At 69.7% G+C, this 23424-nt stretch carries 20 protein-coding genes and 1 riboswitch; of the genes, 13 read left to right on the forward strand and 7 right to left on the reverse strand.

The window, feature by feature from the left end; all coding sequences use genetic code 11:
* Positions 1-13: 13 nt before the first annotated feature.
* Entirely contained in the window at positions 14-1588 is a 1575-nt protein-coding gene (locus tag FDZ84_RS15545; protein ID WP_168586493.1) for a dolichyl-phosphate-mannose--protein mannosyltransferase, read from the reverse strand.
* 94 nt (positions 1589-1682) lie between these two features.
* Here FDZ84_RS15545 and rsmI point away from each other — a divergent pair, with 94 nt between their 5' ends.
* The gene (gene rsmI / locus FDZ84_RS15550) at positions 1683-2519 is read left to right on the forward strand and encodes a 16S rRNA (cytidine(1402)-2'-O)-methyltransferase (RefSeq protein WP_168586494.1); all 837 of its coding nucleotides are present in this window, start codon (positions 1683-1685) and stop codon (positions 2517-2519) included.
* Positions 2520-2647: 128 nt separating this feature from the next.
* Here the strand turns inward: rsmI and FDZ84_RS15555 are convergent, their stop codons facing one another.
* Complete coding sequence (locus FDZ84_RS15555) at positions 2648-3955, reverse strand: aminodeoxychorismate synthase component I (protein ID WP_210435578.1); 1308 nt, start codon at positions 3953-3955, stop codon at positions 2648-2650.
* A 158-nt stretch (positions 3956-4113) separates the two neighbouring features.
* Here FDZ84_RS15555 and FDZ84_RS15560 point away from each other — a divergent pair, with 158 nt between their 5' ends.
* The 12 genes from FDZ84_RS15560 to FDZ84_RS15615 all read left to right on the forward strand — a co-directional run bounded on the left by FDZ84_RS15560 (position 4114) and on the right by FDZ84_RS15615 (position 19598).
* The gene (locus FDZ84_RS15560) at positions 4114-5139 is read left to right on the forward strand and encodes a DUF4185 domain-containing protein (protein ID WP_168586495.1); all 1026 of its coding nucleotides are present in this window, start codon (positions 4114-4116) and stop codon (positions 5137-5139) included.
* A 204-nt stretch (positions 5140-5343) separates the two neighbouring features.
* Entirely contained in the window at positions 5344-7137 is a 1794-nt protein-coding gene (gene metG, locus FDZ84_RS15565) for a methionine--tRNA ligase (protein ID WP_168586496.1), read from the forward strand.
* Between the two features lie 104 nt (positions 7138-7241).
* On the forward strand, positions 7242-8075 hold the full coding sequence (locus tag FDZ84_RS15570; protein WP_168586497.1) for a TatD family hydrolase: 834 nt from the start codon (positions 7242-7244) through the stop codon (positions 8073-8075).
* Positions 8076-8252: 177 nt separating this feature from the next.
* Positions 8253-8609 (forward strand): transglycosylase family protein, encoded by a 357-nt coding sequence (locus FDZ84_RS15575; protein WP_168586498.1) that lies wholly within the window; start codon positions 8253-8255, stop codon positions 8607-8609.
* Between the two features lie 576 nt (positions 8610-9185).
* Positions 9186-10682 (forward strand): resuscitation-promoting factor, encoded by a 1497-nt coding sequence (locus tag FDZ84_RS15580; protein ID WP_168586499.1) that lies wholly within the window; start codon positions 9186-9188, stop codon positions 10680-10682.
* Between the two features lie 123 nt (positions 10683-10805).
* Positions 10806-11675 (forward strand): 16S rRNA (adenine(1518)-N(6)/adenine(1519)-N(6))-dimethyltransferase RsmA, encoded by an 870-nt coding sequence (gene rsmA, locus FDZ84_RS15585; RefSeq protein ID WP_246869032.1) that lies wholly within the window; start codon positions 10806-10808, stop codon positions 11673-11675.
* A 176-nt stretch (positions 11676-11851) separates the two neighbouring features.
* Positions 11852-11939, forward strand: a riboswitch (SAM riboswitch).
* Between the two features lie 244 nt (positions 11940-12183).
* Positions 12184-13206: a methionine ABC transporter ATP-binding protein gene (locus FDZ84_RS15590; protein WP_168586500.1), complete on the forward strand. Its 1023-nt coding sequence runs from the start codon at positions 12184-12186 to the stop codon at positions 13204-13206.
* Entirely contained in the window at positions 13203-13886 is a 684-nt protein-coding gene (locus FDZ84_RS15595; RefSeq protein WP_168586501.1) for a methionine ABC transporter permease, read from the forward strand. Before FDZ84_RS15590 ends, FDZ84_RS15595 begins: the two co-directional genes overlap by 4 nt.
* A gap of 62 nt (positions 13887-13948) precedes the next feature.
* A complete protein-coding gene (locus FDZ84_RS15600; RefSeq protein WP_168586502.1) occupies positions 13949-14761 on the forward strand; it encodes a MetQ/NlpA family ABC transporter substrate-binding protein in 813 nt (270 codons plus the stop codon).
* Between the two features lie 231 nt (positions 14762-14992).
* The gene (locus FDZ84_RS15605; RefSeq protein ID WP_210435579.1) at positions 14993-15949 is read left to right on the forward strand and encodes a 4-(cytidine 5'-diphospho)-2-C-methyl-D-erythritol kinase; all 957 of its coding nucleotides are present in this window, start codon (positions 14993-14995) and stop codon (positions 15947-15949) included.
* Between the two features lie 137 nt (positions 15950-16086).
* Positions 16087-17868 carry an ABC-F family ATP-binding cassette domain-containing protein gene (locus FDZ84_RS15610; protein WP_168586504.1) on the forward strand — a complete coding sequence of 594 codons (1782 nt, stop codon included), beginning with the start codon at positions 16087-16089 and terminating at the stop codon, positions 17866-17868.
* 77 nt (positions 17869-17945) lie between these two features.
* Positions 17946-19598 carry a fatty acyl-AMP ligase gene (locus FDZ84_RS15615; RefSeq protein WP_168586505.1) on the forward strand — a complete coding sequence of 551 codons (1653 nt, stop codon included), beginning with the start codon at positions 17946-17948 and terminating at the stop codon, positions 19596-19598.
* Between the two features lie 303 nt (positions 19599-19901).
* On the opposite strand, the gene FDZ84_RS15620 is transcribed toward FDZ84_RS15615, so the two are convergent.
* The 5 genes from FDZ84_RS15620 to istA form a co-directional block, all read right to left on the reverse strand.
* Positions 19902-20084 (reverse strand): DUF397 domain-containing protein, encoded by a 183-nt coding sequence (locus tag FDZ84_RS15620; protein WP_168586506.1) that lies wholly within the window; start codon positions 20082-20084, stop codon positions 19902-19904.
* A gap of 24 nt (positions 20085-20108) precedes the next feature.
* A complete protein-coding gene (locus tag FDZ84_RS15625) occupies positions 20109-20276 on the reverse strand; it encodes a hypothetical protein (protein WP_168586507.1) in 168 nt (55 codons plus the stop codon).
* A complete protein-coding gene (locus FDZ84_RS15630; protein WP_168586508.1) occupies positions 20273-20512 on the reverse strand; it encodes a hypothetical protein in 240 nt (79 codons plus the stop codon). The genes FDZ84_RS15625 and FDZ84_RS15630 overlap by 4 nt, the downstream gene beginning before the upstream one ends.
* A gap of 416 nt (positions 20513-20928) precedes the next feature.
* Positions 20929-21744, reverse strand: coding sequence for an IS21-like element helper ATPase IstB (istB, locus tag FDZ84_RS15635; protein WP_246869018.1), 816 nt, complete (start codon positions 21742-21744; stop codon positions 20929-20931).
* On the reverse strand, positions 21741-23384 hold the full coding sequence (gene istA / locus FDZ84_RS15640) for an IS21 family transposase (RefSeq protein ID WP_246869033.1): 1644 nt from the start codon (positions 23382-23384) through the stop codon (positions 21741-21743). The genes istB and istA overlap by 4 nt, the downstream gene beginning before the upstream one ends.
* Between the last annotated feature and the right edge of the window lie 40 nt (positions 23385-23424).

Genomic DNA, 23424 nt, shown 5'->3' on the forward strand with positions numbered 1-23424 from the left:
ATGCGCTCCACCCTCAACGCCAGGAGGGGAGCCAGAGCTCTGCTTGCCAGTGCTCTTGGGTGATCGGCTCCCCGTTGAGGATCGGCCACAGCCACACGAAGTTCGCCACCACGAGCCCCACGTACAGCGCCACCGCGAGCAGCCCCGTCTGGCGCCGCTCGAAGTGGTCCCGCGCCGTGCCGAGGACCTCTCCCAGCACCAGCACGATCCCCAGCACCAGGAACGGCGCCAGCGGCGTCGCATAGAAGTAGTACATCTGCCGGTCCAGGTTGGTGAACCACGGCAGGTAGCCCGCGCCGTAGCCGACCAGGACCGCCGCGTAGCGCCAGTCCATCCTGCTGGTCGCCCGCCACACGGCCCAGCCCGCGACGGGCAGCGCCAGCCACCACATCGCCGGGGTGCCGATCAGCATCGTCGCCTCGACGCAGCTCGCCCGGCCGCAGCCAGTCACCCCGGACTCGTAGTAGTAGAGCATCGGGCGCATGCCCATCGGCCACGCCCACGGCTTCGACTCCCACGGGTGCGGGTTCTTCGGCGTGACCAGGTGGGTATGGAAGTCCAGCACGTTGAGCTGGTAGTACAGCAGCGAGCGCAGCGGGTCGGGCAGGAACCCGAAGCCCACGTCCTCGGAGACCAGCGTCGCGTGCCGATCCGTCGCCGTCTCGCTGGCGAACCAGCCCGCCCACGTCGCGAAGTAGACCAGCAGCGGGATCGACACCAGCGACCACAACGCCGGCGCGGTGTCGCGCACCAGCGCGCCCCGCCACGGGTACCGGACCCCCGCCGCGCGTCGCGCCAGCGCATCCCAGATCACGCTGAGCAGGCCGAACGCCATGATGTAGTAGATGCCGTTCCACTTCACGCCGCAGGCCAGCCCGAGCATCAGCCCGGCGCCGAAGCGCCACCAGCGGAACCCCAGCCGCGGACCCCACTTGCTCGCGTCCAACCGGCCGTCGACGCAGACCTGCCACATCCGGCTGCGCACCTCGTCACGGTCGACCAGCAGGCAGCCGAACGCGGCGAGCAGGAACATCGCCTGGAAGATGTCGAGCATCCCGACCCGGGACTGCACGTGGCTGAGCCCGTCGCAGATCAGCAGCACGCCGGCGATCGCGCCCAGCAGCGTGGACCTGGTCATCCGGCGGGCGATCCGGACGATGAGCAGCACCATCAGCGTGCCGGACAGCGCGGCCATGATCCGCCAGCCCCACGGGTTGTAGCCCAACAGCCACTCGCCGGCCGCGATCAGCTGCTTGCCCACTGGCGGGTGTGCGACCAGTTCGTACCCGGGGTTGTCCTCGTAGCCGCCGTTGCGCAGCATCTGCCACGCCTGCGGCACGTAGTGCTTCTCGTCGAAGACCGGGGTGCCCTCGTTGGTGGCGTGCCCGAGATCCCAAAGCCGCACGAGACCTGCGACGATCGTGATCGTGATCGTGACCAGCCAGCCGCGCAGCCGGTCGGTGGGCATCGTCACGTCGAGCAGCGGACGCGGATCGCTCTCGCCCGGTTGCCGGGCCGGAGGCCTGCGGCCGACGTTGACGAGTTCGTCGGCGCTGCGGCCACCGGGATTGGGGACGAGGACGCTCACAGCCCCCGATCGTAGGAGACCAGCCGCGAAGCGGGTGGCCCGCCGCCCCGGGTGGCCCACACCTCGACGGCTTGCGGAAATACGCTGTGCGGTTATGGACACCGGCACGCTCCTGCTCGCCGCCACCCCGCTCGGCGACGCCCGCGACGCCTCGGCGCGCCTCGTCGACGCGCTCGGCTCGGCAGACGTCATCGCCGCCGAAGACACCAGGCGGGTGCGCGCACTCGCCAGCGCGCTGGGCGTCAACCCCGGCGGCAAGGTGGTCAGCTACTACGAGGCGGTCGAATCGTCGCGGACGCCGATGCTGCTGGACGCGCTGCGCGAGGGCCGCACCGTCCTGCTGGTCACCGACGCCGGGATGCCGAGCGTGTCCGACCCCGGATACCGGCTCGTGTCGGCCTGCGTCGCCGAACAACTCCCGGTGACCTGCCTGCCCGGGCCGTCCGCGGTGACCACCGCGCTCGCGGTGTCCGGGCTGCCTTCGGACCGGTTCTGCTTCGAAGGCTTCCCGCCCCGCAAGCAGGGGGAGCGGCGCCGCTGGTTCGGCCGTTTGGTCGCCGAGGAACGCACCTGCGTGCTCTTCGAAGCACCGCACCGGCTCGCCGACACCCTGGCTGACGCCGTCTCGGTGCTCGGCGGCGAACGGCGGGCGGCGGTGTGCCGCGAGCTGACCAAGACCTACGAGGAGATCCGCCGCGGCAGCCTCGCGGAGCTCGCCGCCTGGGCCGCCGAAGGCGTGCGCGGCGAGATCACCGTGGTGCTCGGCGGAGCCGAGCCGGCGGCAGCCGCCGATCCGGCGGAGCTGGTGCCGCAGGTCGAGGAGCGCGCCGCCGAAGGCGTGCGGTTGAAGGACGCGGTAGCGGAGGTCGCGGAGCTCGCGGGCGTGCGGAAGAAGGAGTTGTACGACGCGGTGCTCGCCGCCCGGAGGTAGCGGTCCGCGCGGGTTTCGGGGCTAGATCGCGAGATGCGTGGTGCCGTGCTGGGCCTGCATCGGCAGGTCAACGTGATCGAGCCCGAGGGCTTCAGCGATAGCAGCCCAGAAGACTCACCAGCGGGGATCTATTCGAGCAGCGACAGCACCGGGGCGGCCTTGGTGAGCACTTCCTGCCACTCCCGGTCCGGGTCGGAATCCGCGGTGATCCCGCCGCCGACACCCAGGTGCAGCACGCCGTCGGCGTACTCCAAGGTGCGGATGGCCACGTTGAGCTCCATGCCCGCGACGGGCGAGACCATGCCGACCGCGCCGCAGTACGCGTCGCGCGGCTGCGACTCCAGCTCCGCGATCAGCTCCAGCGCCCGCACCTTCGGCGCACCGGTCACCGAGGCGGGTGGGAACGCCGCCGACAGCAGCGCCGAGTGCGGCAGGCCGGCGGGGACCTCCGCCCGCACGTCCGACACCAGGTGCCACACGCCGGGGTGCGGCTGCACGTCCAGCAGCCGGGGCACCGTCACCCGGCCGACCTCGGCGACCCGCCCGAGATCATTGCGCGCCATGTCCACGATCATCACGTTCTCCGCGATGTCCTTGGTGGACGACCGCAGCAGCTCGGCGTTGCCGTCCTCGTGCGGACCCCGGCGCGGCAACGTGCCCTTGATCGGGCTAGAGCGCACCACCCGACCGTGCCGGGCCAGGAACAACTCCGGCGACAACGACGCGATCGCGCCCCACGATCCGGCGACGTAAGCGGCCCGCGCGGGCCGCAACCGCGCACTACCGGCGGCGAAAACCTCCAGCGGATCGCCCCGGAACGGCACCTCGAACCGGCTGCAGATGTTGGCCTGGAAGATCTCGCCTGCGGCGATCTCCTCCACGCAGCCGCGCACGGCTTTGCCGTGCTGGTCGGCGTCCGGTCTGCCGACCGGACCCGCCTCCCAGGTCGCCGTCGGCGGATCGCCTGCGGCGACCACCCTCGCGAGCTCTGCGACCAGGTCCGGTTCTGCGGCGCGGAGCGCCTCGAACCACCACTGCCCGTCGGAGTCGAGGCGGAGCACGTGATCGGCCCAGCCCCACGCGGCCGGCGGCAGGCGTCGGGGGCGGGTGTGCTGCCCGGGGTCGGTGAGGCCGTAGCCGAGGTAGCCGATCCACCCGCCGCCGACCGCCCCCGGCTCCGCCTGGCCAGGGCCGTTTGGCGGGCCCGAGCCGCTCGCGTCGCCGGAGGGGCCTGGCAGGTCCGGGGTGGTGAAGGCCAGCTCTGGCGGGGTCGCGGCGATCTGCACAGATGGGGCGAGGACGGCGGAGCCGCCGAACCAGTCGCCGGTCAGTGCCGCCGGCGGCGGTAGCCCGCGGCGACGCGCGCGAGCCGCGAGGCGGCGCAGCACCTGGGCCGCGCTCGCGTCGCCGTCAATCGGTCGGGTGAAGACCGGCACGCCGACAGTATGACCACGCCCAACGCCTGCTCCGGACCGGCATCCGCGTTGCCGGGGACGCGCCCCATCACGCGCGCCCCCGCCCTGGCCAGCTGTTCCTCCTGATCAGAGCCGTCCGCCCGAAGCTGCCGCCGGGCGCCGTTCTGTACGGTGGCGGCATGGTGCGCGTGCTCTCTGCGACCAGGCTCACGAGGATCACCGGCGAGGACTCCTGCAACCGCACGGCCAGCCGGTTCGGCATCCGCGCGACCGACCTCGGGATCATGTGGGACGACCGCCGGGGCGGCGTGCTGGCGGCGTTCGGCGACACCTACGGCGATGGTTGGGGCGGGCACGGCGCAGGCCCCGGGCATGCCGACTGGCGGTACAACGTGATCGCCCGGTCCACCAACACCGATCTCGACGCCGGCCTGAAGTTCGACTCGGTACTGCAGCGCGAGGATGGCATGGCAGGGCAGGTGCTGCCCGGCGACCGGACCGGGGTGCCCGAACACACCGTGATTCCCACCTCCGGTATCTCGGTGGGTGGCCGGAACTACCTGCACTACATGTCGGTCCGGCACTGGGGGACGCCGGGCGTGTGGCACACCAACTACGGCGCGCTCGCGCACTCCGACGACGGCGGAACCACCTGGACGAAGTCCGAGACGGCGGTGTGGCCGAACCGGCGGCAGTCCTGGCTGAGCCGGTTCCGGCGGCGCGACCAGGGCGGGCACCCGTTCCAGATGATCGGTTTCGCGGGCGTCCTGGACCGCCGCGTGTACCTGCTCGGCACCCCGAGCGGCCGGTTCGGCGCGGGGCACCTCGCCCGCGTCGGCGCCGATGACCTGCTCGAGCCGGCGGCCTACCAGTACTGGACCGGGGCGGGCTGGGGCGCCGACCCGCTCGCCGCCGAACCGGTGCTACCGGGCCCGGTCGCCGAGCTCTCGGTGCAGTACAACCGGCACTTCGGCCTGTGGTTCGCCGTGCACCTCGACGAGCACCGGGCGGCGATCGTGCTGCGCACCGCGCCGGATCTCACCGGGCCGTGGACCGACGGCGAGGTCATCGTGTCCGGCGCCGACTACCCGGCGCTCTACGGGGGCTTCCAGCATCCGTGGGCCGCGGACCGGCCGGCGATCTACTTCACCCTGACCCAGTGGGGTCCGTACAACGTTGCCTTTTTTCGTGCTGATTTGGCGTGATACGTCCGTGAGCGTTTTCGGGTGCCGCAGCGCCCAAAAACACTCACAGATCAACCAGGGGACCCCGCAGCCGAGATGTCTCTAGGGTTCGGCTACCGCGGCGGGCCGGTTGTTCGACGCCTGGTCACGGCACCGTTGCGCGAACATCTCCACTAACCAGAACCCGTTCGAGATCAGGTCCTCCGGAACCGTAGGCTAACCACTATGAGTGCCTCTGTGTTGACCGCTGTGGCCTGGCCCTATGCGAACGGCCCGCGGCACATCGGCCACGTTTCCGGTTTCGGTGTGCCCTCGGACGTCTTCTCGCGCTACCAGCGAATGGCGGGCAACCGGGTGCTCATGGTGTCCGGTACCGACGAGCATGGCACCCCGATCTCGGTCCAGGCCGAGAAGGAGGGCCTGACCACCCGCCAGCTCGCCGACAAGTACAACCGGGTGATCGCCGAGGACCTGCAAGGCCTCGGCTTGTCCTACGACCTGTTCACCCGCACCACCACCGGCAACCACTACCAGGTGGTCCAGCAGATCTTCCTGGCGCTGCACCGCAACGGCTATATCGTGCCAAAGACCACCACCGGCGCGATCAGCCCGTCCACCGGCCGCACGCTGCCCGACCGCTACATCGAGGGCACCTGCCCGATCTGCGGTTACGACGGCGCGCGCGGCGACCAGTGCGACAACTGCGGCAACCAGCTCGACCCGGCCGACCTGATCAACCCGGTGTCCCGGATCAACGGCGAGAAGCCGGAGTTCGTCGAGACCGAGCACCTGTTCCTGGACCTGCCGGCGTTCACCGAGTCGCTGGGCAAGTGGCTGTCCACCCGCACCGGCTGGCGGCCCAACGTCCTGAAGTTCGCCCAGAACCTGGTCGAGGACATGCGGCCACGGGCGATCAGCCGGGACCTCGACTGGGGTGTGCCGATCCCGCTGGACGGCTGGCGCGACCAGCCGATGAAGCGGTTCTACGTCTGGTTCGACGCGGTTATCGGCTACCTGTCGGCCAGCGTCGAGTGGGCCCGCCGGACCGGTGACGCGGACGCCTGGAAGCAGTGGTGGACCGACCCGGCCGCCCAGGGCTACTACTTCATGGGCAAGGACAACATCACCTTCCACGCCCAGATCTGGCCGACCCTGCTGATGGGCCACAACGGCCAGGGCGACCGCGGTGGCGAGGTCGGCCCGTACGGCGAGCTGAACCTGCCGGACGAGATCGTCTCCAGCGAGTTCCTCACCATGAGCGGGTCGAAGTTCTCCACTTCCCGCGGCACCGTGATCTACGTGCGGGACTTCCTGCGCGACTTCGGCCCGGACACCCTGCGGTACTTCATCTCGGTCGCCGGGCCGGAGAACCAGGACACCGACTTCACGTGGGACGAGTTCGTTCGGCGCACCAACTTCGAGCTGGCCAACGAGTGGGGCAACCTGGTCAACCGGTCCATCTCGATGGCCGCGAAGAACAACGGTGCGGTGCCCGCGCCGGCCGCGCCGCAGGCCGCCGACGAGGAGCTGAAGGCGTTGTCCCGCAACGCTTTCGACACCGTCGGCGGGCACCTGCAGCGGTCCCGGTTCAAGGCCGCCGCGCAGGAGGCCATGCGGGTCGTGTCGGCGGCGAACAAGTACCTGTCCGACCAGGAGCCGTGGAAGCTCAAGGAGGACCCGGACCGCCGGGACGCCGTGCTGCACACGGCGCTGCAGGTGGTTTCCGACGCGAACACGCTGCTCACCCCCTTCCTGCCGCACTCGGCGCAGAAGGTGCACGAGCTGCTCGGCGGCACCGGGGTATGGTCGGCGCAGCCGGAGATCCGCGAGGTCACCGACCTGGACGACGCGAGCATCGAGTACCCGGTGCTGATGGGCGACTACGCCGCCGAGCAGGCGTCGTGGCGGTCCACCGAGATCGAGGCCGGGCGGCCGCTGCAGAAGCCGACGCCGCTGTTCGCCAAGCTGGACCCGAAGCTCGGCGAGACCGGCCCCGAGTGGGCCCCGATCGAAAGCTGACCCACCGAGGTGGTTTGCAATTTCAATGGAAATCGAAGCCCCGATTTCCATTGAAATCGAAGCCCTGATTTCAATGGAAATTGCGCAGGCACGTGGGAGGTGTGATGAGCAAGCGTGACAAGAAGCGGGAGTTGCCGCCGGTGCCGGAGGCGCTGCCCGCCTCGGCGGTCGATGCGCACACCCACCTCGACGCGTGCGGTGCGAAGACGCCCGATGAGGTGCGCGCGATCGTCGATCGCGCGCAGGCCGCCGGGGTCGGCCGGGTGGTGACCGTCGCCGACGACATCGCCTCCGCGCAGTGGGCCGTCGAGGCGTCCACTTGGGATGACCGGGTGTTCGCCGCGGTGGCGCTGCACCCCACCCGGACCAAGGACTTCGACGACGCCGATCGCGAGGTCCTGGAGCAGCTCGTCGAGCACCCGCGGGTCGTAGCGGTCGGTGAGACCGGGCTCGACTACTACTGGGACTACTCGCCGCCGGCGCCGCAGCAGGAAGCTTTCCGCTGGCACATCGACCTGGCCAAGCGCGCCGGCAAGCCGCTGATGATCCACGACCGCGAGGCGCACCAGGACATTCTGCGGATCCTGGCCGCGGAGGGCGCCCCGGAAACGGTGGTCTTCCACTGCTTCTCCGGGGACGCGGAGTTCGCCCGGGCCTGCGTGGACGCCGGCTACGTGCTGTCCTTCGCCGGGACGGCGACCTTCCGCAACGCCAAGGCGCTCCGGGAGGCCGCGCAGCTGGTGCCGCTGGAGCAGTTCGTGGTGGAGACCGACGCGCCGTTCCTGACCCCGCACCCGTTCCGGGGGCGCCCGAACGAGCCGTACTGCGTCAATTACGTCCTCCGGGATCTCGCCGAACTCCGTGGCATGACGCTCGAAGAACTGGTCGTAGCGACAACGGCCACTGCCGAGCGAGTCTTCCGACTCGATCAGGCGTAATCCCGCCCCGCCGGTTCTCACCCGCTGTCTTTTGATATCGGGTGCTGAGCCGCGCCCGCTTGCGGTCCGTGACGCCGTCCCTACCGTCCACTTTGGAAGCCGGGATGGGGACAACCCCGAAACTTCGCCCGCTGGACGGAGGTCCTCCTGCCCGGAGGCACGGCAGTCAGGATTGCGATGAAGTTCGGTTTGTTCGCGAAGGCGACGGTAGTGGCGAGCATCGTGGTCTGCGGTGGCGCGCCGATGGTGGTGGCGTCTCCAAGTGTGCCGCCAGCCGCACGAGCGGGCGTTTGGGACCGGCTGGCGAGGTGCGAGTCGGGCGGGAACTGGGCCGCCAACACCGGCAACGGCTACTTCGGCGGCCTGCAGTTCAACCGCCGAACGTGGGCGGCCCACGGCGGCGAGAAGTACAACCGATATCCGCACCGGGCCTCGCGGGAGCAGCAGATCGTCGTCGCGGAAGCGCTGCGCAGCACCCGCGGCGGATTCGGCGCCTGGCCCGCGTGCGCGCGTAAGTTGGGCTTGCCGAGGTGAGGTGATCAACTCGACTCGGGGGCCCGACCCCACGGGCGAGGGGAGGGCGGGACCGGCCCGAGCGCGTTGCGTGCTCGGGCCGGACTCATGTTCCGGCCCGAGCCGATCATGGAAACCGCTGGTGTCGGGGACGTGTGATATGTCACCAGGGCGCGCGGTGGCTCAGTAAACGGACCGTCGGCGGTACCCCCGAATGGGTCAAAGTGGGGCGATTTCGCTTACTGATCGTGCTCGGTTGCGCGGCAAGGCGTCGTAACGCAGATCACATGCGTGATCGGGGTTCTTGGCTCCCGCCATTGATCACGCTAGAGTCTCGGCCTCGTAACCGATGACAACCAGTCATGGGGAACACCCGTTAGTCTCGCCGGTGTACGTCGGGGAAGCGGGCCACGGGCAGCGGTGCTCGCGGTCGGCGAGGGCGGCGCTTGGCTACGGGAGTCGGATACAGACACGAAGCACGAAGGTTGTGTGCCCGCAAGGACCGAGGGAGTTGAGCGACGACATGGGTCTCGCCCGACGCCGCCCCCGTTCCGCACCGTGCGAGCGCGACTTCCGCCTTCGGGAGGTAACGACCCTGTGAACGGACGCGGCGAGCCCAGCTATCCCGGCCATGCCCATCGGCCGGACGACGACGGCTACTGGGCCGAATCCTTCGAACCTGCGACGGACTGGTTCACCCCGGTTCCGGCCGACCAGCACACCGCTGTCGGACTCCTGGACCGCCCGGAGCCGCAGCGCTACCCGGCCGAGGACCACCCGAGCTTCCCGCCGGGCGCGCTCGAGATCACGCCGGCGGACATCTACGAGGTGCTCGGCCCGGACGCCGAGGACATGCTCGCGACCGCCGAGATCGACGTCGACGAGGTCATCCGGCTGATCAGCGCCGAGACCACCGTCTTGCCGCCGCTGGTCCTCCCGGACGCGCTGCCGGAGGGCGCGGAGAGCGACGCCCCGCCGCAGGAAGTCGTCGAGGCGATCACCACCTGGAAGCGGCGCTTTCTCAAGGGCACGGTGGCCGGCGTGCTGCTCACCCTCACCGGCACCGGCGGCGCGGCTGCCGCGATGGACAAGTCGGTGACCGTCGAGATCGACGGGCACGAGCGCACCATCAGCACCTACGAGGGCACCGTCGGTGAAGTCCTGGAGGACGAGGGCATCACCGTCGGCCAGCACGACGCGCTCAGCCCCTCCCCGCAGGCCAAGGTCAGCCACGGCGACACCATCACCCTCGACCGCGGACGGCTGCTGAAGCTGACCGTCGATGGCGAGCAGCGCGAGGAATGGGTCCGCTCGGTCACGGTGGACCAGGCGCTGCGCCAGCTAGGCGTTCAGGCCGACGGCGCGTGGGTCTCCGCCGACCGCACCATGGCCGTGCCCGAGCAGGGCATGGACCTGGTCGTCAAGACCAGCAAGAACATCACCATCATCGACGGGGCGAACGAGCCGCGGCAGCTGACCACCACCGCCGTCGACATCGACGAGCTGGTCCGGGAGCAGCAGCTCGAACTCGGCCCCGAGGACGCGATCACCCCCGGCGGCGACCAGCGGCTCGCCAGCGGTGCCGAGGTGCGCATCGACCGCACGGGCAGCACGGTGATCAACATGACCGTGCCGGTCCCGCCCCCGGTGCAGGAGGTCGTCGACAACACGATGTTCAAGGGCGAGGAGCGGGTCGAGTTCCCCGGCATGCCCGGCGAGAAGATCGTGTTCACCCGGGTCAACACCCGCAACGGCGAGGAGACCGGCCGGGAAGCCGTCGGCGAGAAGATCATCAAGGAAGCCCAGCCCAAGGTCGTGCGGGTCGGCGGCAAGCAGCCCCCGACCTCCGGGGTCTGGGACAAGCTGGCGCAGTGCGAGGCCACCGGGAACTGGGCGGCCAACACCGGCAACGGCTACTACGGCGGCCTGCAGTTCAACAAGTCGACCTGGGACGCCTACGGCGGCGACCAGTACGCGCCGTACCCGCACCAGGCCAGCCGCGAGCAGCAGATCGCGGTGGCGGAGAAGGTCCGCGCGGCCCGGGGCGGGGGCTACGGCGCCTGGCCGGGTTGCTCCTCGAAGCTCGGCCTGTGAGCTGACCTAGCAGGGTTTACCAAGCCCATTTCGTCAGGTGAGGGGCACCCGTGGACGCCACGGGTGCCCCTCCCTCGTCACCTGGTCGGGGTGATGAGTTAGGGCGCGGGTAGTTTTTTCGGTGTGGACGACCAGCAGGCGACGCTGCTCGGCCCGGCCGATGTGCGCCGGCTGGCCGGGGAACTCGACATCCGACCGACGAAGAAGCTCGGCCAGAATTTCGTGCACGACCCGAACACCGTGCGCCGGATCGTGGCCGGCGCGTCGGTCTCCGCCGACGATGTCGTGCTGGAGGTCGGCCCCGGCCTGGGCTCGCTGACCCTCGCGCTGCTGCCCGCTGCGGGCGCCGTGACGGCGGTCGAGATCGATCCGGTGCTCGCGACGCGGCTGCCGCGCACCGCCGCCGAGTTCGCCCCGGCCCTGGCCGATCGCCTCACCGTGATCGAGGGCGACGCGCTGCGGGTCCGCGCCGAGGACTTCCCGGCGCCGCCGACCGCGCTCGTCGCGAACCTGCCGTACAACGTCGCCGTGCCGGTGGTGCTGCACCTGCTGGCCGAGTTGCCGAGCCTGGCGCACGGCCTGGTCATGGTGCAGTCCGAGGTCGCCGACCGGATGGCCGCCAAGCCGGGCAGCCGCGTCTACGGCGTGCCGAGCGCCAAGGCCGCGTGGTTCGCCGACGTGCGCCGCGCGGGTCCGGTGCCGCGCAAGGTCTTCTGGCCGGTGCCCAATGTGGACTCCGGCTTGGTGTCGTTCCGGCGCATCGAGCCGCCGTCGACCGAGCCGCGCCAGGACGTCTTCCGCGTGGTGGACGCGGCGTTCGCCCAGCGGCGCAAGACGTTGCGCGCCGCGCTGTCCGGCTGGGCCGGGTCCGCGGCCCGGGCGGAGGAGGTTCTCCGCGCCGCTGGGGTGGATCCGGCCGTCCGCGGCGAGCAGTTGGAGATCGGCGATTTCGCGCGCATCGCAGCGGCCGCGGCTACCGAGAGCGGTCGCTGAACCACCCGTCCGGACGCTTGCCATCCCGAGATCGGCCCGCTACGCGGAGTCACCGATAACACCTGGTGTGGCGGGAAAATTCCCTCTCGTCCGGGTGTGTGATTTGGCAAACGATTTCGGAAAGTGACGACTATCAACTTGCGCTGGAATCCGCCAGTGGGGTCTACTATTCGGGAAATCCATCCCGAGCGGCCGAGAGACCTGGCTCCGCGAAGCCGCAGCAACCACCCGGTGGGCAGGTGCTAACGCCAGGACCGATGGAGTTGCTGTGGAATCCAACGCGCTGCCGGCCAGCCCGCTTGCGGGTCAGACCCGGACCCAGCTGGTCCGACCCCGGCGAAACCACATCCGGAGGCTGCTGACGCAGCGTCGCGTCATCGACCACGGGCGCCGCACCACCACCGCCTGTCGTCGCGAGATGTGACCCAGCCCTTCCTCCCTTTCCGAAGTTCCTTGGCCTGTCGCCCTTTCGCGTGCGCGGCCGTCGCGAGCTGATGTGGAGCCGATCGTGATCACAGTCGAGAACCTGACCAAGTCTTTCCAGTACAACAACGGAACCGTCCGCGCCCTCGACGGCGTGACGATGGAGGTTTCGGCCGGCGCGGTGTGCGGTGTGGTCGGTCCGAGCGGGGCCGGCAAGTCCACCCTGGCCCGGTGCATCGCGCTGCTGGAGAAGCCGGACAGCGGCGCCATCCGCGTCGACGGCACCGACCTGGTTTCCCTCGGCGGCAAGTCCCTTCGCGCCGCGCGCCGGCAGATCGGCGTTGTGCCGCAAGGAGATTCGCTGCTGCGGCAGCGCACTGCCGCGGGCAACGTCGCGTTGCCGCTGGAAGCGGCCGGTATCAGCGGCCCGCAGCGGCGCACCCGCGTCGGCGAGCTGCTGGATCTCGTGGGCCTGACCGACAAGGCCTCGGTCTACCCCGACCAGCTCTCCGGCGGGCAGCGCCAGCGGATCGCGGTGGCGCGTGCGCTGGCCGCCAAGCCTTCGGTGCTGCTGGCCGACGAGCCGACCTCGGCGCTCGACCCGGGCACCACGGACTCGGTGCTCACCGTGCTGGACCGTGCCCGCGCTGAATTGGGTGTCACCGTGCTGGTGGTCACCCACGACATGGCCGTGGTGCGCAAGATCGCCGATGATGTCGCGGTGCTGGAGAACGGCCGGGTCGTCGAGCACGGCAAGGTCATCGACCTGGTCGCCGAGCCCGGCAGCCGGGTGGGCGCCACGCTGCTGCCGGACACCGACCAGGCCGAGTCGTTCCGGCCGGCCGGCGGCCGTCGGCACGACGTCGTCGCCGAGGTTGTGCTGGTCGGCTTCGCCGCGGTCGGCGCGCTGCTGCCGGAGGCCGCCAGCCAGTTCGGGGTCGACCTCGCGATCCTGGGCGGCGGGCTGACCCGGCTGGGGGACACGCCGGTAGCGAAATTCAAGGTCGGCCTGAGCGGCGAGCGCGCCGAGGCGGCCCTGAAGTGGATGGTCGAGCGGGACGCGCATGTGCGACGTGCCCCGGTTTGCGTTGACGGAGCTGCTGCGTGAGCGATGTGACCCCCTGGTCGGAGGTCCTTGGAATACTTGGTGAAGCGACGATCGACACGCTCTACATGGTGTTGGTGTCGACCCTGCTGGCGGTGCTGGGAGGCCTGCCGCTCGGGGTGCTGCTGCATCTGACCTCGCCGGTCGGCCTGAGCCCGAAACCCGCGCTGTACCGGGTGCTCGGCGCGGTCGTCGACGTGGTGCGGTCCGTGCCGTTCGTCGTGCTGCTGGTGGTCCTGGCGTCGTTCACCCGGCTGCTGATCGGCACCTCGATCGGCAGCACCGCGGTGATCGTGCCGCTGACCATCGGCGCCGTCCCGTTCTTCGCGCGGCTGACGCAGAACGCGTTGCGCGAGGTCAGCTTCACCGTGGTCGAGGCCGCGATCACGACTGGATCGAGCCGGCTGCGGATCGTGTGGACGGTGCTGCTCGGCGAGGCGCGGGCCGCGCTGGTCGGCGCGGTCGGCGTCACCGCCGTGGCGCTGATCGGCTACGCCGCGATGGCCGGCGCGATCGGCGGCGGCGGGCTGGGCACGACCGCGATCCAGGACGGCTACCAGGGCTACGACGACCGGATCCTGTGGGGATCCGTGGTCGTGCTCGGCGTGCTGGCCTTCGCGATGCAGCTGATCACCGACCGCACCGCGAAGCTGGTCGACCGACGGCGAACCGCGACCAGCTGACACCCCTGAAACCACCCCTTGCCTGGGGACCTTTCCACTCTGTCCAGAAAGGACAAACCCTGATGCGTTTGCGTTTTGCTGCCCTGGTGGCCGCGGCCGGCCTGGCGCTGGCCGCGTGCGGGAGCGGCGGCAGTTCGGCCGCCGAGGACCCGAACGCCCCGCTGCGGATCGCGGTCAGCCCGACCCCGCACGGCGAGATCCTGCAGTACGTCAAGGACAACTTGGCGCAGCAGGCCGGGATCGGCATCGAGATCACGAAGTTCGACGACTACAACCGGCCGAACGAAGCCGTCGCGCACGGTGAGCTGGACGCGAACTACTTCCAGCACCAGCCGTACCTGGAGGAGTACACCAAGCAGCGCGGTGGCTCCTTCGTCTGGATCCAGGCGGTGCACCTGGAGCCGCTGGCGGTGTACTCCAAGCAGTTCAAGTCGCTGCAGGAGATCCCGAACGGCGCGACGGTCACGCTGTCCAACGACCCGGCCAACCAGTTCCGCGGGCTGAAGCTGCTGGAGCAGGGCGGCCTGCTCAAGCTCAAGCCGGAGGCGGCGGTGGGCACCCGGCTGGAGTCGGCGATCGCCGAGAACCCCAAGAACATCCAGCTCAAGGACCTGTCGCCGGACCAGCTGCCGCGCTCGGTCGATGACGCCGCCGCCGCAGTTGTCAACGGCAACTACGCGATCAAGGCGAACCTGCAGAACCCGATCGCCGTGGAGAGCCCGGAGAACAACCCGTACGCCAACGGCTTGGTGACCACCCCGGCGCTGGCCAAGGACCCGCGGATCCTGAAGCTCGCCGAGCTGCTGCGTTCCCAGCAGGTCAAGGACTTCATCAACCAGAAGTACGGCGGCGTCGCCGTCATCCCGGCGTCCTGACCGGAGTTTCCCCGAAGCGAGGGGCACCCATGACCCAGTTCTGGGGCACGGGTGCCCCTCACCGTTTCTGTGGCCAGCTGGAGGGGGATCCCGCAGTCCAGGCGGCGACCGTAATCCCGCAGGAGAGCCGCCACCCGCACCGCTACGGAAAACGAGCCTGGAAAGCTCCAAAAGGCGCAGGGAAGCAAGCGGTGGGCGTTCGCGGACACGTACGCTCTAAGAGTGCTCTCCGTGGTTCCTACCCCCATCACCGTTCGCGTCCCGGCCAAGGTGAACCTGCACCTGTCGGTCGGTGACCCGCGCCCGGACGGCTACCACGAGCTGGTCACCGTCTTCCAGGCGCTGTCGATGACCGACGAGGTCACCGTGCTGGTCGCCGGGGAACCGGGCATCGACGTGCACGGCGAGGGCGCGGATTCGGTGCCCACCGGGCCCAGCAACCTCGCGTGGAAGGCCGTGCAGCTGCTCGCCGAGCACAGCGGGCGGGATCCGGAGGAACCCGGGGTGCGGCTGTCGATCAGCAAGGGCATCCCGGTCGCCGGCGGGATGGCCGGGGGCAGCGCCGACGCGGCGGCGACGCTGCTGGCGCTGAACCACCTGTGGCGGCTGGAGCTGGGCCGCGATGAGCTCAGCGAGATCGCCGCGAAGCTGGGTAGCGACGTCCCGTTCTCGCTGCAGGGCGGCACGGCGCTGGGCACCGGCCGCGGCGAGCGGCTCGTGCCGGTGCTGGCCCGGCACACCTTCCACTGGGTGATCGCGCTGGATCGCCGTGGCTTGGGCACGCCCGGCGTCTACACCGAGCTCGACCGGCTGCGGGCGGAGTCGAGGCCGAACCGGGTCGGGGAGGTCGAGCCGCTGCTGGAGGCGCTGTCGTCCGGCGACCCGCGGCAGCTTGCCTTGCTGCTGGGCAACGATCTGCAGGCAGCGGCTGTCTCGCTGCGGCCCGGGCTGCGGCGCACGCTGCGCGCGGGCGTGCAGGCGGGAGCGCTCGCGGGAATCGTGTCCGGCTCGGGCCCGACCTGCGCCTTCCTCTGCACCGACGCGGACGCGGCGGTCCACGTGGCGGCCGAGCTCTCCGGCGCGGGGGTGTGCCGCACGGTCCGCGTCGCGCACGGCCCGGTCCCGGGCGCGCGGATCGTTTCCGAGGAACCCGCGCACCGCCCGACCCCGCCTCAGGTCCACGCCTGAAGTCCAGTTTCAATTGAAGCTGGACGCTGAAACTGGACGCCTAGGACATCCGGTGACGCAGTTTCAAATTGAAACTGCGCCGGGACGACCCCAGCCCGTGATCACGCAACGCAGTTGATGGAGTAGACGAGCACCCGATGGTGAACCTGGTCAATCTGGAGTCGGTCAGCAAGAGCTACGGCGTGCGCCCTCTGCTGGACGGAGTTTCGCTGGGCCTCTCGGCGGGCGAGCGCATCGGGGTCGTCGGGCTCAACGGCGGCGGCAAGACGACGCTGCTGGAGGTCCTCTCCGGCATCACCGAACCCGACAGCGGCCGGGTCAGCCAGTCCCGCGACCTGCGGATGGCGGTGGTCACGCAGCGCACCGAGCTGCCCGCGGACTCGACCGTGCGCAACGCGGTGCTCGACCCGCACGGCTTCAGCGCCGAACACGAATGGGCCGCCGACCCGCGCGTGCGGTCGGTGCTCACCGGCCTCGGCATGACCCGCCTCGGCCTGGACACCCCGGTCACCGACTTCTCCGGCGGTGAGCGCCGCCGCGTCGCGCTGGCCGCCGCGCTGGTGCGCGACCTTGACCTGCTGGTGCTCGACGAGCCGACCAACCACCTGGACATCGAAGGCGTGCACTGGCTGGCCGACCACCTGCTGGAGCGCAAGTGTGCGCTGGTGATCGTCACCCACGACCGCTGGTTCCTGGACACCGTCTGCAACCGCACCTGGGAGGTCGTCCAGGGCCGTGTCGAGCAGTACGAGGGTGGATACGCCGACTGGATCTTCGCCCGCGCCGAACGTGCCCGCATCGCCCAGCAGGCCGAGGAGAAGCGACAGAACCTCGCCCGCAAGGAACTCGCGTGGCTGCAGCGCGGTGCGAAGGCCCGCACCTCGAAGCCCCGGTACCGGATGGAGGCCGCCGAGGCGCTGATCGCCGACGTGCCGGACCCTCGCGACACCGTCGAGCTGGTCGCGTTCGCCAAGCGGCGCCTCGGCAAGACGGTGCTGGAGCTGGAGGATGTCGACCTCCGGATCGCGGACCGCGCGCTGCTGGACGCCGTCACCTGGCGCATCGGCCCGGGCGACCGGATCGGCCTGGTCGGCGTCAACGGCTCCGGCAAGACCACGCTGCTCAAGCTGCTCGCCGGGGAACGCGAACCCGACGCGGGCAAGCGCGTCGAGGGCAAGACGGTGCGGCTGGCGCACCTGACCCAGGAACTGCATGACCTGCCCGGGCAATGGCGGGTGCTGGAAGCGATCGAGGACGTCGCCGAGCGGGTCACCCTCGGCAAGTACGAGCTGTCCGCGTCGCAGCTCGGCGAGCGCTTCGGGTTCGGCAAGGGGCGGCAGTGGACGCCCGTCGAGGACCTCTCCGGCGGGGAGCGCCGCCGCCTGCAGCTCGCGAGGCTGCTGATGGCAGAGCCGAACGTGCTGATCCTCGACGAACCCACGAACGACCTCGACATCGACACGCTCCAGCAGCTCGAAGACCTGCTGGACAGCTGGCCGGGCACGCTGGTGGTCGTCTCTCACGACCGCTACCTGGTGGAGCGGGTGTGCGACAGCGTGCGCGCGCTGTTCGGCGACGGTCGGCTCACCCACCTGCCGGGCGGTATCGACGAGTACCTGGAGCGGCGGCAGTCGCTGCTGGACGCCGCCGAAGACAGCGTCGGCAAGCAGGCGACCGATGCGGCGAAGCCGCGAGGGCTCTCCGGCGCGGAGGAGCACGCGGCGCGCAAGGAGCTCGCGCGGTGCGAGCGTCAGCTCGACAAGCTCTCGGAGCGCGAGGCGGGCCTGCACGAGAAGCTCGCGGAGGCCGCGACGGAGCCGGAGCGGCTGGCTGAGCTGAACGTGGAGCTGCGGGCGCTGCACCAGGAGAAGGACGACATCGAGACCCGCTGGATGGAACTCGCCGACCAGCTCGGCTGACCGGAAGTCGTCAGACCGGCACCCACCCGAGTGGCGGACGCTGTGCGGCCGATCACGGTGCTCGTAAGCTGCGTCACATGAGTCGGTTCGTGGAGACACTGGTGGCGTCCGCCCGGGAGAACTCCGGTGCGCAGGCGCGGGGGCTCACGACGGGCGAGCCCGAACAACCATGGTTCCGGACGTGGGCTGAGGTGCACGCCGATGCGCTGCGGATGGCCGGGGCGCTGGGCGACGACCTCGGGCCCGGGCGGGTCGTCGCGATCCTCGCCGCAGATCCGGGGCTGATCGCGCCCGCCGTGCAAGCCGTGTGGCTCGGCGGCGGCAGCGTGACCATGCTGCACCAGCCCACGCCGCGCACGGACCTCGCGCACTGGGCCGAGGACACCGTTCGGGTCCTCAAGATGATCGGTGCGCGGCTGGTGCTGCTGGGCGCTCCTTTCGAGCAGTTGGCCGGGGTGCTCGAGGAGAGCGCGATCGTCTACCGGGACCTGGGCGGCCTCACCGGCGGCGAACCGCTCGCCGAGCCGGTCGCGGTCGACGAGGACGCGACGGCCCTGCTGCAGCTGACCAGCGGCTCCACCGCCGAGCCCAAGGCGGTGCGGATCACGCACGGCAACCTCTACGTGAACCTGCGGGCGATGGTCGAGGCCGTCGGTCTCACTCCCGAGCGCGACGTCGCGGTGTCCTGGCTGCCGCTGTTCCACGACATGGGGATGGTCGGTTGCCTGACGGTCCCGATGGCCATCGGGATGTCGGCGGTCAAGGTCACCCCGGCGGACTTCCTGGCCCGGCCGCTGCTGTGGCCCGAGCTGATCAGCCGATACCGCGCGACCGTGACCGCCGCGCCGAACTTCGCCTACGCCATCGTGGCCCGCCGGATGGCTCGCGCCGACGACGGCGACTTCGACCTGTCGAGCCTGCGGTTCACGCTCAACGGCGCCGAACCCATCGATCCGTCGGCGGCGCAGTCGTTCACCGACGAGGGCGCGCGGTTCGGACTCCGCCCGAACTGCATGGTGTGCGCCTTCGGGATGGCCGAGGCAACGCTCGCGGTGTCCTTTGCCCCGCTGGACCGGGGTTTGGAGGTCGACGTCATCGATGCGGACGCGCTGGAGCAGCAGCACCGGGCGGAGCCTGTATCGCCGGATGCCAAGCGGGCGCGGAAGTTCGCGCTGCTGGGCCACCCGCTGCCGGGGCTGGAGGTCGACGTCGTCGACGACGCCGGGCAGCAGCTGGGGGAGCGGCAGGTGGGGCGGCTGCGGATCCGGGGCGCGGCGGTGACGCCGGGCTACCTCACCGTCGACGGGCCTCTGTCCACACAGGACGAAAACGGCTGGCTGGACACCGGGGACGAGGGGTACCTGGTCGACGGGCAGGTGGTGATCTGCGGGCGCCGCAAGGACGTGATCATCATGGGCGGCCGCAACATCTACCCGGTGGACATCGAGCGGGCCGCTTGCCAGGTCGAGGGGGTGCGCGCGGGCAACGCCGCCGCGGTCCGGCAGGACGCCGGGAGCCGCCGCGAACGCTTCGCGGTGGTGCTGGAGTCGCGCTTGGCGGGCGACGAGAACGCGGAGAAGGCGCTGCGCAAGGAGGTCGCGGCCCGCATCGTCGACGCCGTGGGCGTCCGCCCGTCGGCGGTCGTGGTGCTGGCTCCGGGTTCGCTGCCGAAAACCCCGTCCGGGAAGCTCAAGCGAGCCGCGACCGTGTCCCTGGTCCCCAGCAACTGACCAATGTGGACAAGCGGAACCCGTTCGTGCGATGGGTGAAGGGCACCGTCTGGGAGAATCTGAGCCCTGACCAGTGGGTTTAAAGTTTGTGGATCTTGTCCGGTCGCGTGGAGACTGTGTCAGGCTGCGAGCTGATCGTTGGCGGTGAATTGTGCGCAGAAGTCGTCGATCCGGCACGTGCCCGGTTGGGCGAGAACGGCAGCATATGGGTGTGCACGCGGAGCGTGAAGCCCGGATCTTTAGACCGAGAGAGTCGGCTCGCTCTACGATGCCCCGGCGGGAGCGCCGGGGCATCGGATCTGATCACGCGTCGAATCGTCCGCGCTTCACGTTCATCATGAATTCCGCGAATTTATCCGGATCAAACCGCAAGTGCGCCCCGCCGGGTTCCTTGCTATCGCGGATAGCGCGTACGTTCTCTACATTCGTCGCCACTTCGACGCACTCCTGAGAACCGCTGCGCGAAGACTTGCGCCACTTAAACATCTAGTTCCTCCACGCGTCTTTCGATTATGGATCGGGTTTCGCCTGCTGGAGGATCCGGTCTTTGAGCTGTGGGTTGATCCGTGTCCAGATGATCGACTCGTTGAACAGCCGGAGGTGCTCTTCAGGAGTCGGCGCGTTGTCGGGTCCGGGGCCGACGGGTGTGCCGTCCGGCCATCTCAGGGGAAAGGTCATATCGGCCACCCCTTCATTTCCTTGAGCAGCGCGTTGCATTCCTGGCACGTTTTGGCGTGAATCCGGTCCATTTCGGATGAGTTGGCCAAGGCGAAGGTGTTGCCGCAGAACGAGTCATCGGCTGGGCCCGCGTGTAGACGGGTACCGGCGAAGGCATGCCGTACAAGGCCGTAGTCGCTGGACTCGTCCGGTACTGGCAGCCAGAAGTAGCGCTGCTGTGCCTGTGTCTCGGGCATAAGAACTCCCGTCATTCGAAACTCTCATGCACGCCTAGGGGCGGGGCCGGTCTTCGTGGCCGGGGAACGAACCGGCCCCACCGTTCCGCCGCGCGCCACGCGGTCGCCTGTCGACGTGTCGCGTCGGACGGAAGACATCGGATGTTGCGTCGGTGGCGCTAGTTCTGTGTTGCGGCCGGCCATGACGCTCCATCTCTGGGGGTAGAACTCGTATCCTGGCGGACTGCTGTGGCAGATACGGGAACAGGGCACGCCATTGCTGATCACTGTGGATATGCCGAATCCAGCGACGCTCATCGTGATATCGCAACAGCACTTGTGTCGCTTGCCGACGTGATGGGACCACCGAGTTGCCAAGAGCAAGGGACCACCCGTGGCTGTCATCGAGCATCGGTGTCGATGCCCTGATCGTCAACTCAGGCGTGGTCGCCGCCGCTGGCCCGGGGGCGTTGGCGCTGCCGGTAGGACTCGCCTTCGACGACGAGTTCGTGGCAGGTGGAGGTCAGCCGGTCGACCGCGGACTGCGCCAGCAGGGGGTCATCCATCATGGCCAGCCACTCGCTGGCGTCCCGGTTGCTGGTGATCACCGTCGATGCCTTCTGGTGGCGCTCGACGCAGAGCTCGTAGAAGTCGGTGGTCTCGGTAGCGTCCAGTCGTTTGAGGGCGAAGTCGTCGATGATCAGCAGCTCAACGGCGGCCAGCTTGCGGATCTCGGCGTCCAGGGAGTTGTCCAGTCGGGCGGCCTTGAGCCGCTTGAACAGCTTGTCCGCCCGCGCCATGTGCACCGAGCGGCGCCGGCGGACGGCGATATGCCCGAGCGCGGTGGCCAGGTGCGTCTTTCCAACGCCCACCGCTCCCAGGACCAGGGCGCCGTGCGGGCCGTCGAGGAACCGCAGGCTGACCAGCTCGTTCCACAGCTGCCGGTCGTAGCGGACCGCCCCGGTCTCCTCCCAGGTGTCCAGGCGCATCGACGGGTCCAAACCGGCGGCGCGGGCGCGCAGCCCGGCGGAGGTGTTCTCTCGCCGTGCCACCTCGTCGGCCAGGACGAGTTCGAGGAAGTCAACGTGGGTGAATTGTTGTTGGCGGGCCAGGGAAAGCCGGTCGGGAAGGGTGTCGAGCATCCGGCCGAGCTTGAGGGTCCGCAGGGCCTGCTTGAGTTCCGGGCCGATCACCGCCGGCGCGGCCGGGGCCGCCTTGGAGGTGGCCCTTCCGTTGGTTTTTGGTGTGGTCACTGGGGTTCTCCGTCCTGTTCGCTGCTGTCGTGTTCACAACCCCCGGCGACGCCGGGGAGATCGGGGTCCTGGCCGCCGCGCAGCACGATCAGCCGCCGGTTGGAGAACTCGGACGGGTCACGGGCGAACCGGGTCGGGCCTCCGGCCGCCTGGCGCGGACTGAGCGTCGGGGTGGTCTCGATGGCCTTTTCCAGCATCGAGGCGATCTTGGACACCGACACCACGTCAACCTCCAGGGCCTTGGCGCAGGCCGTCTCGACCGGGCCGGGCCCGTAGCGGCGCACCAGGCCCAACAACCGGTAGGCCTGCCGCATCCTGGTCCACGGCAGATCGACCCGCAGTAGCCGTTCGGCGTAGATGCCGACGTGGTGGCCGTGGCGGCGGGCGGCGCGCACCAGCGAGTCGAGATCGCGCATCGCGTAGCCGGAGGTCTGCGAGGGCAGGTCGGCCGGATCGGTCCACCGCCCACCGGGCCGCTGCCGAGGATGGACTTTCACCAGCCGGCCGTGGTGGAACAGCTTGACCAGCACGGAGTCCGCGCGCACCTCCAGCCGCTGCCCCACCAGTTGCGACGGGGCGGAGTAGAGAGCCTTGGCTATCTCGACGTGGAAGTCCTTGTGCACTTTGACTTTCGTGAAGATCGGGACGTCGTAGGCCTTGTCGGGCAACGCGAGCAATGCCGGCGCCTCAGCCTCGGTGAACACTTCCAGCGGGCGGGCCTGGATGGTGCCGTGCATGCGTTGCCCGGCCGTGGTCGAACACCACGATCGAGCGCGGGTTTGGGCGTCGGCCAGGTCCAGAAACGACTCTCCCGCAAAGAAATTCCCGCGCACGTACTGAACCATCCGCTCGACCCTCGGCTTGTCACGAGGATGGCGAACACGGGTGGCGTCTGTTCCGAAGCCGCAATGCTGGGCGTAGTCCAGCCACCCAGCGGTGAAGCGCGGATTGACCGGGTCGGCGTCGGCGACGATCGCGGCCATGTTGTCCGGGATGACGACCTTGAACACCCCGCCGAAGTAGGCCCATGCGGCCTCACAGCCCGAGATCACCGCGTCCAGCTTCAGGGAGAAGGTCAACCACACGAACATGTGCCGGGAGAACACGGCGGTGAGGATCAGCGCGTGGCAGACCCGACGACGGCCCCGCGCCGCGTCGTTGACCAGCCCCATACGGGCGAAGTCGATCTGCAGCTCAGCGCCGGGCTCACCATCGGCCAGTCGCGTTGTCGTTGCCGTGCGGCCGAATCCGCAACGCTCAACGCAGAACCGGTGCAGCGTCCGATACGGCACCACCACGCCGATCCGCTCCAGCTTCACCCCGACCTTGACCACCGACAGCCCGGCGGCGACCCACTCGGTGATCTGTTCGCGCTGGGCCTCCAGAACCTGCCAGGAGCCCCCGCGCCCGCTGGGGCGGACCGGACGGACCCGCTCGACCACCTCGCCGAGTAGCCCGTCGGTCAACTGGTCGTCCCCGCCATCGCGGGTCAGCCCCGCCTCTTGGGCGGCCTCCACATAGCGTCGGGCCGTTTTCCGGTCCACGCCGGCCCGCTCGGCCACCACCCGCAGACCCGCCCCCGACAGCCACGCCCGCAGCACCTCGCGTACTTCGATCACTCTGGCCTCCCGGAATGCCATGCCAACGGACCTCCAAGTCGACCGACTTGAAATGATCCAA

This window comes from Saccharopolyspora sp. ASAGF58 (assembly GCF_012277335.1).
In the GTDB taxonomy this organism is placed as follows: Bacteria; Actinomycetota; Actinomycetes; order Mycobacteriales; family Pseudonocardiaceae; genus Saccharopolyspora; species Saccharopolyspora hattusasensis.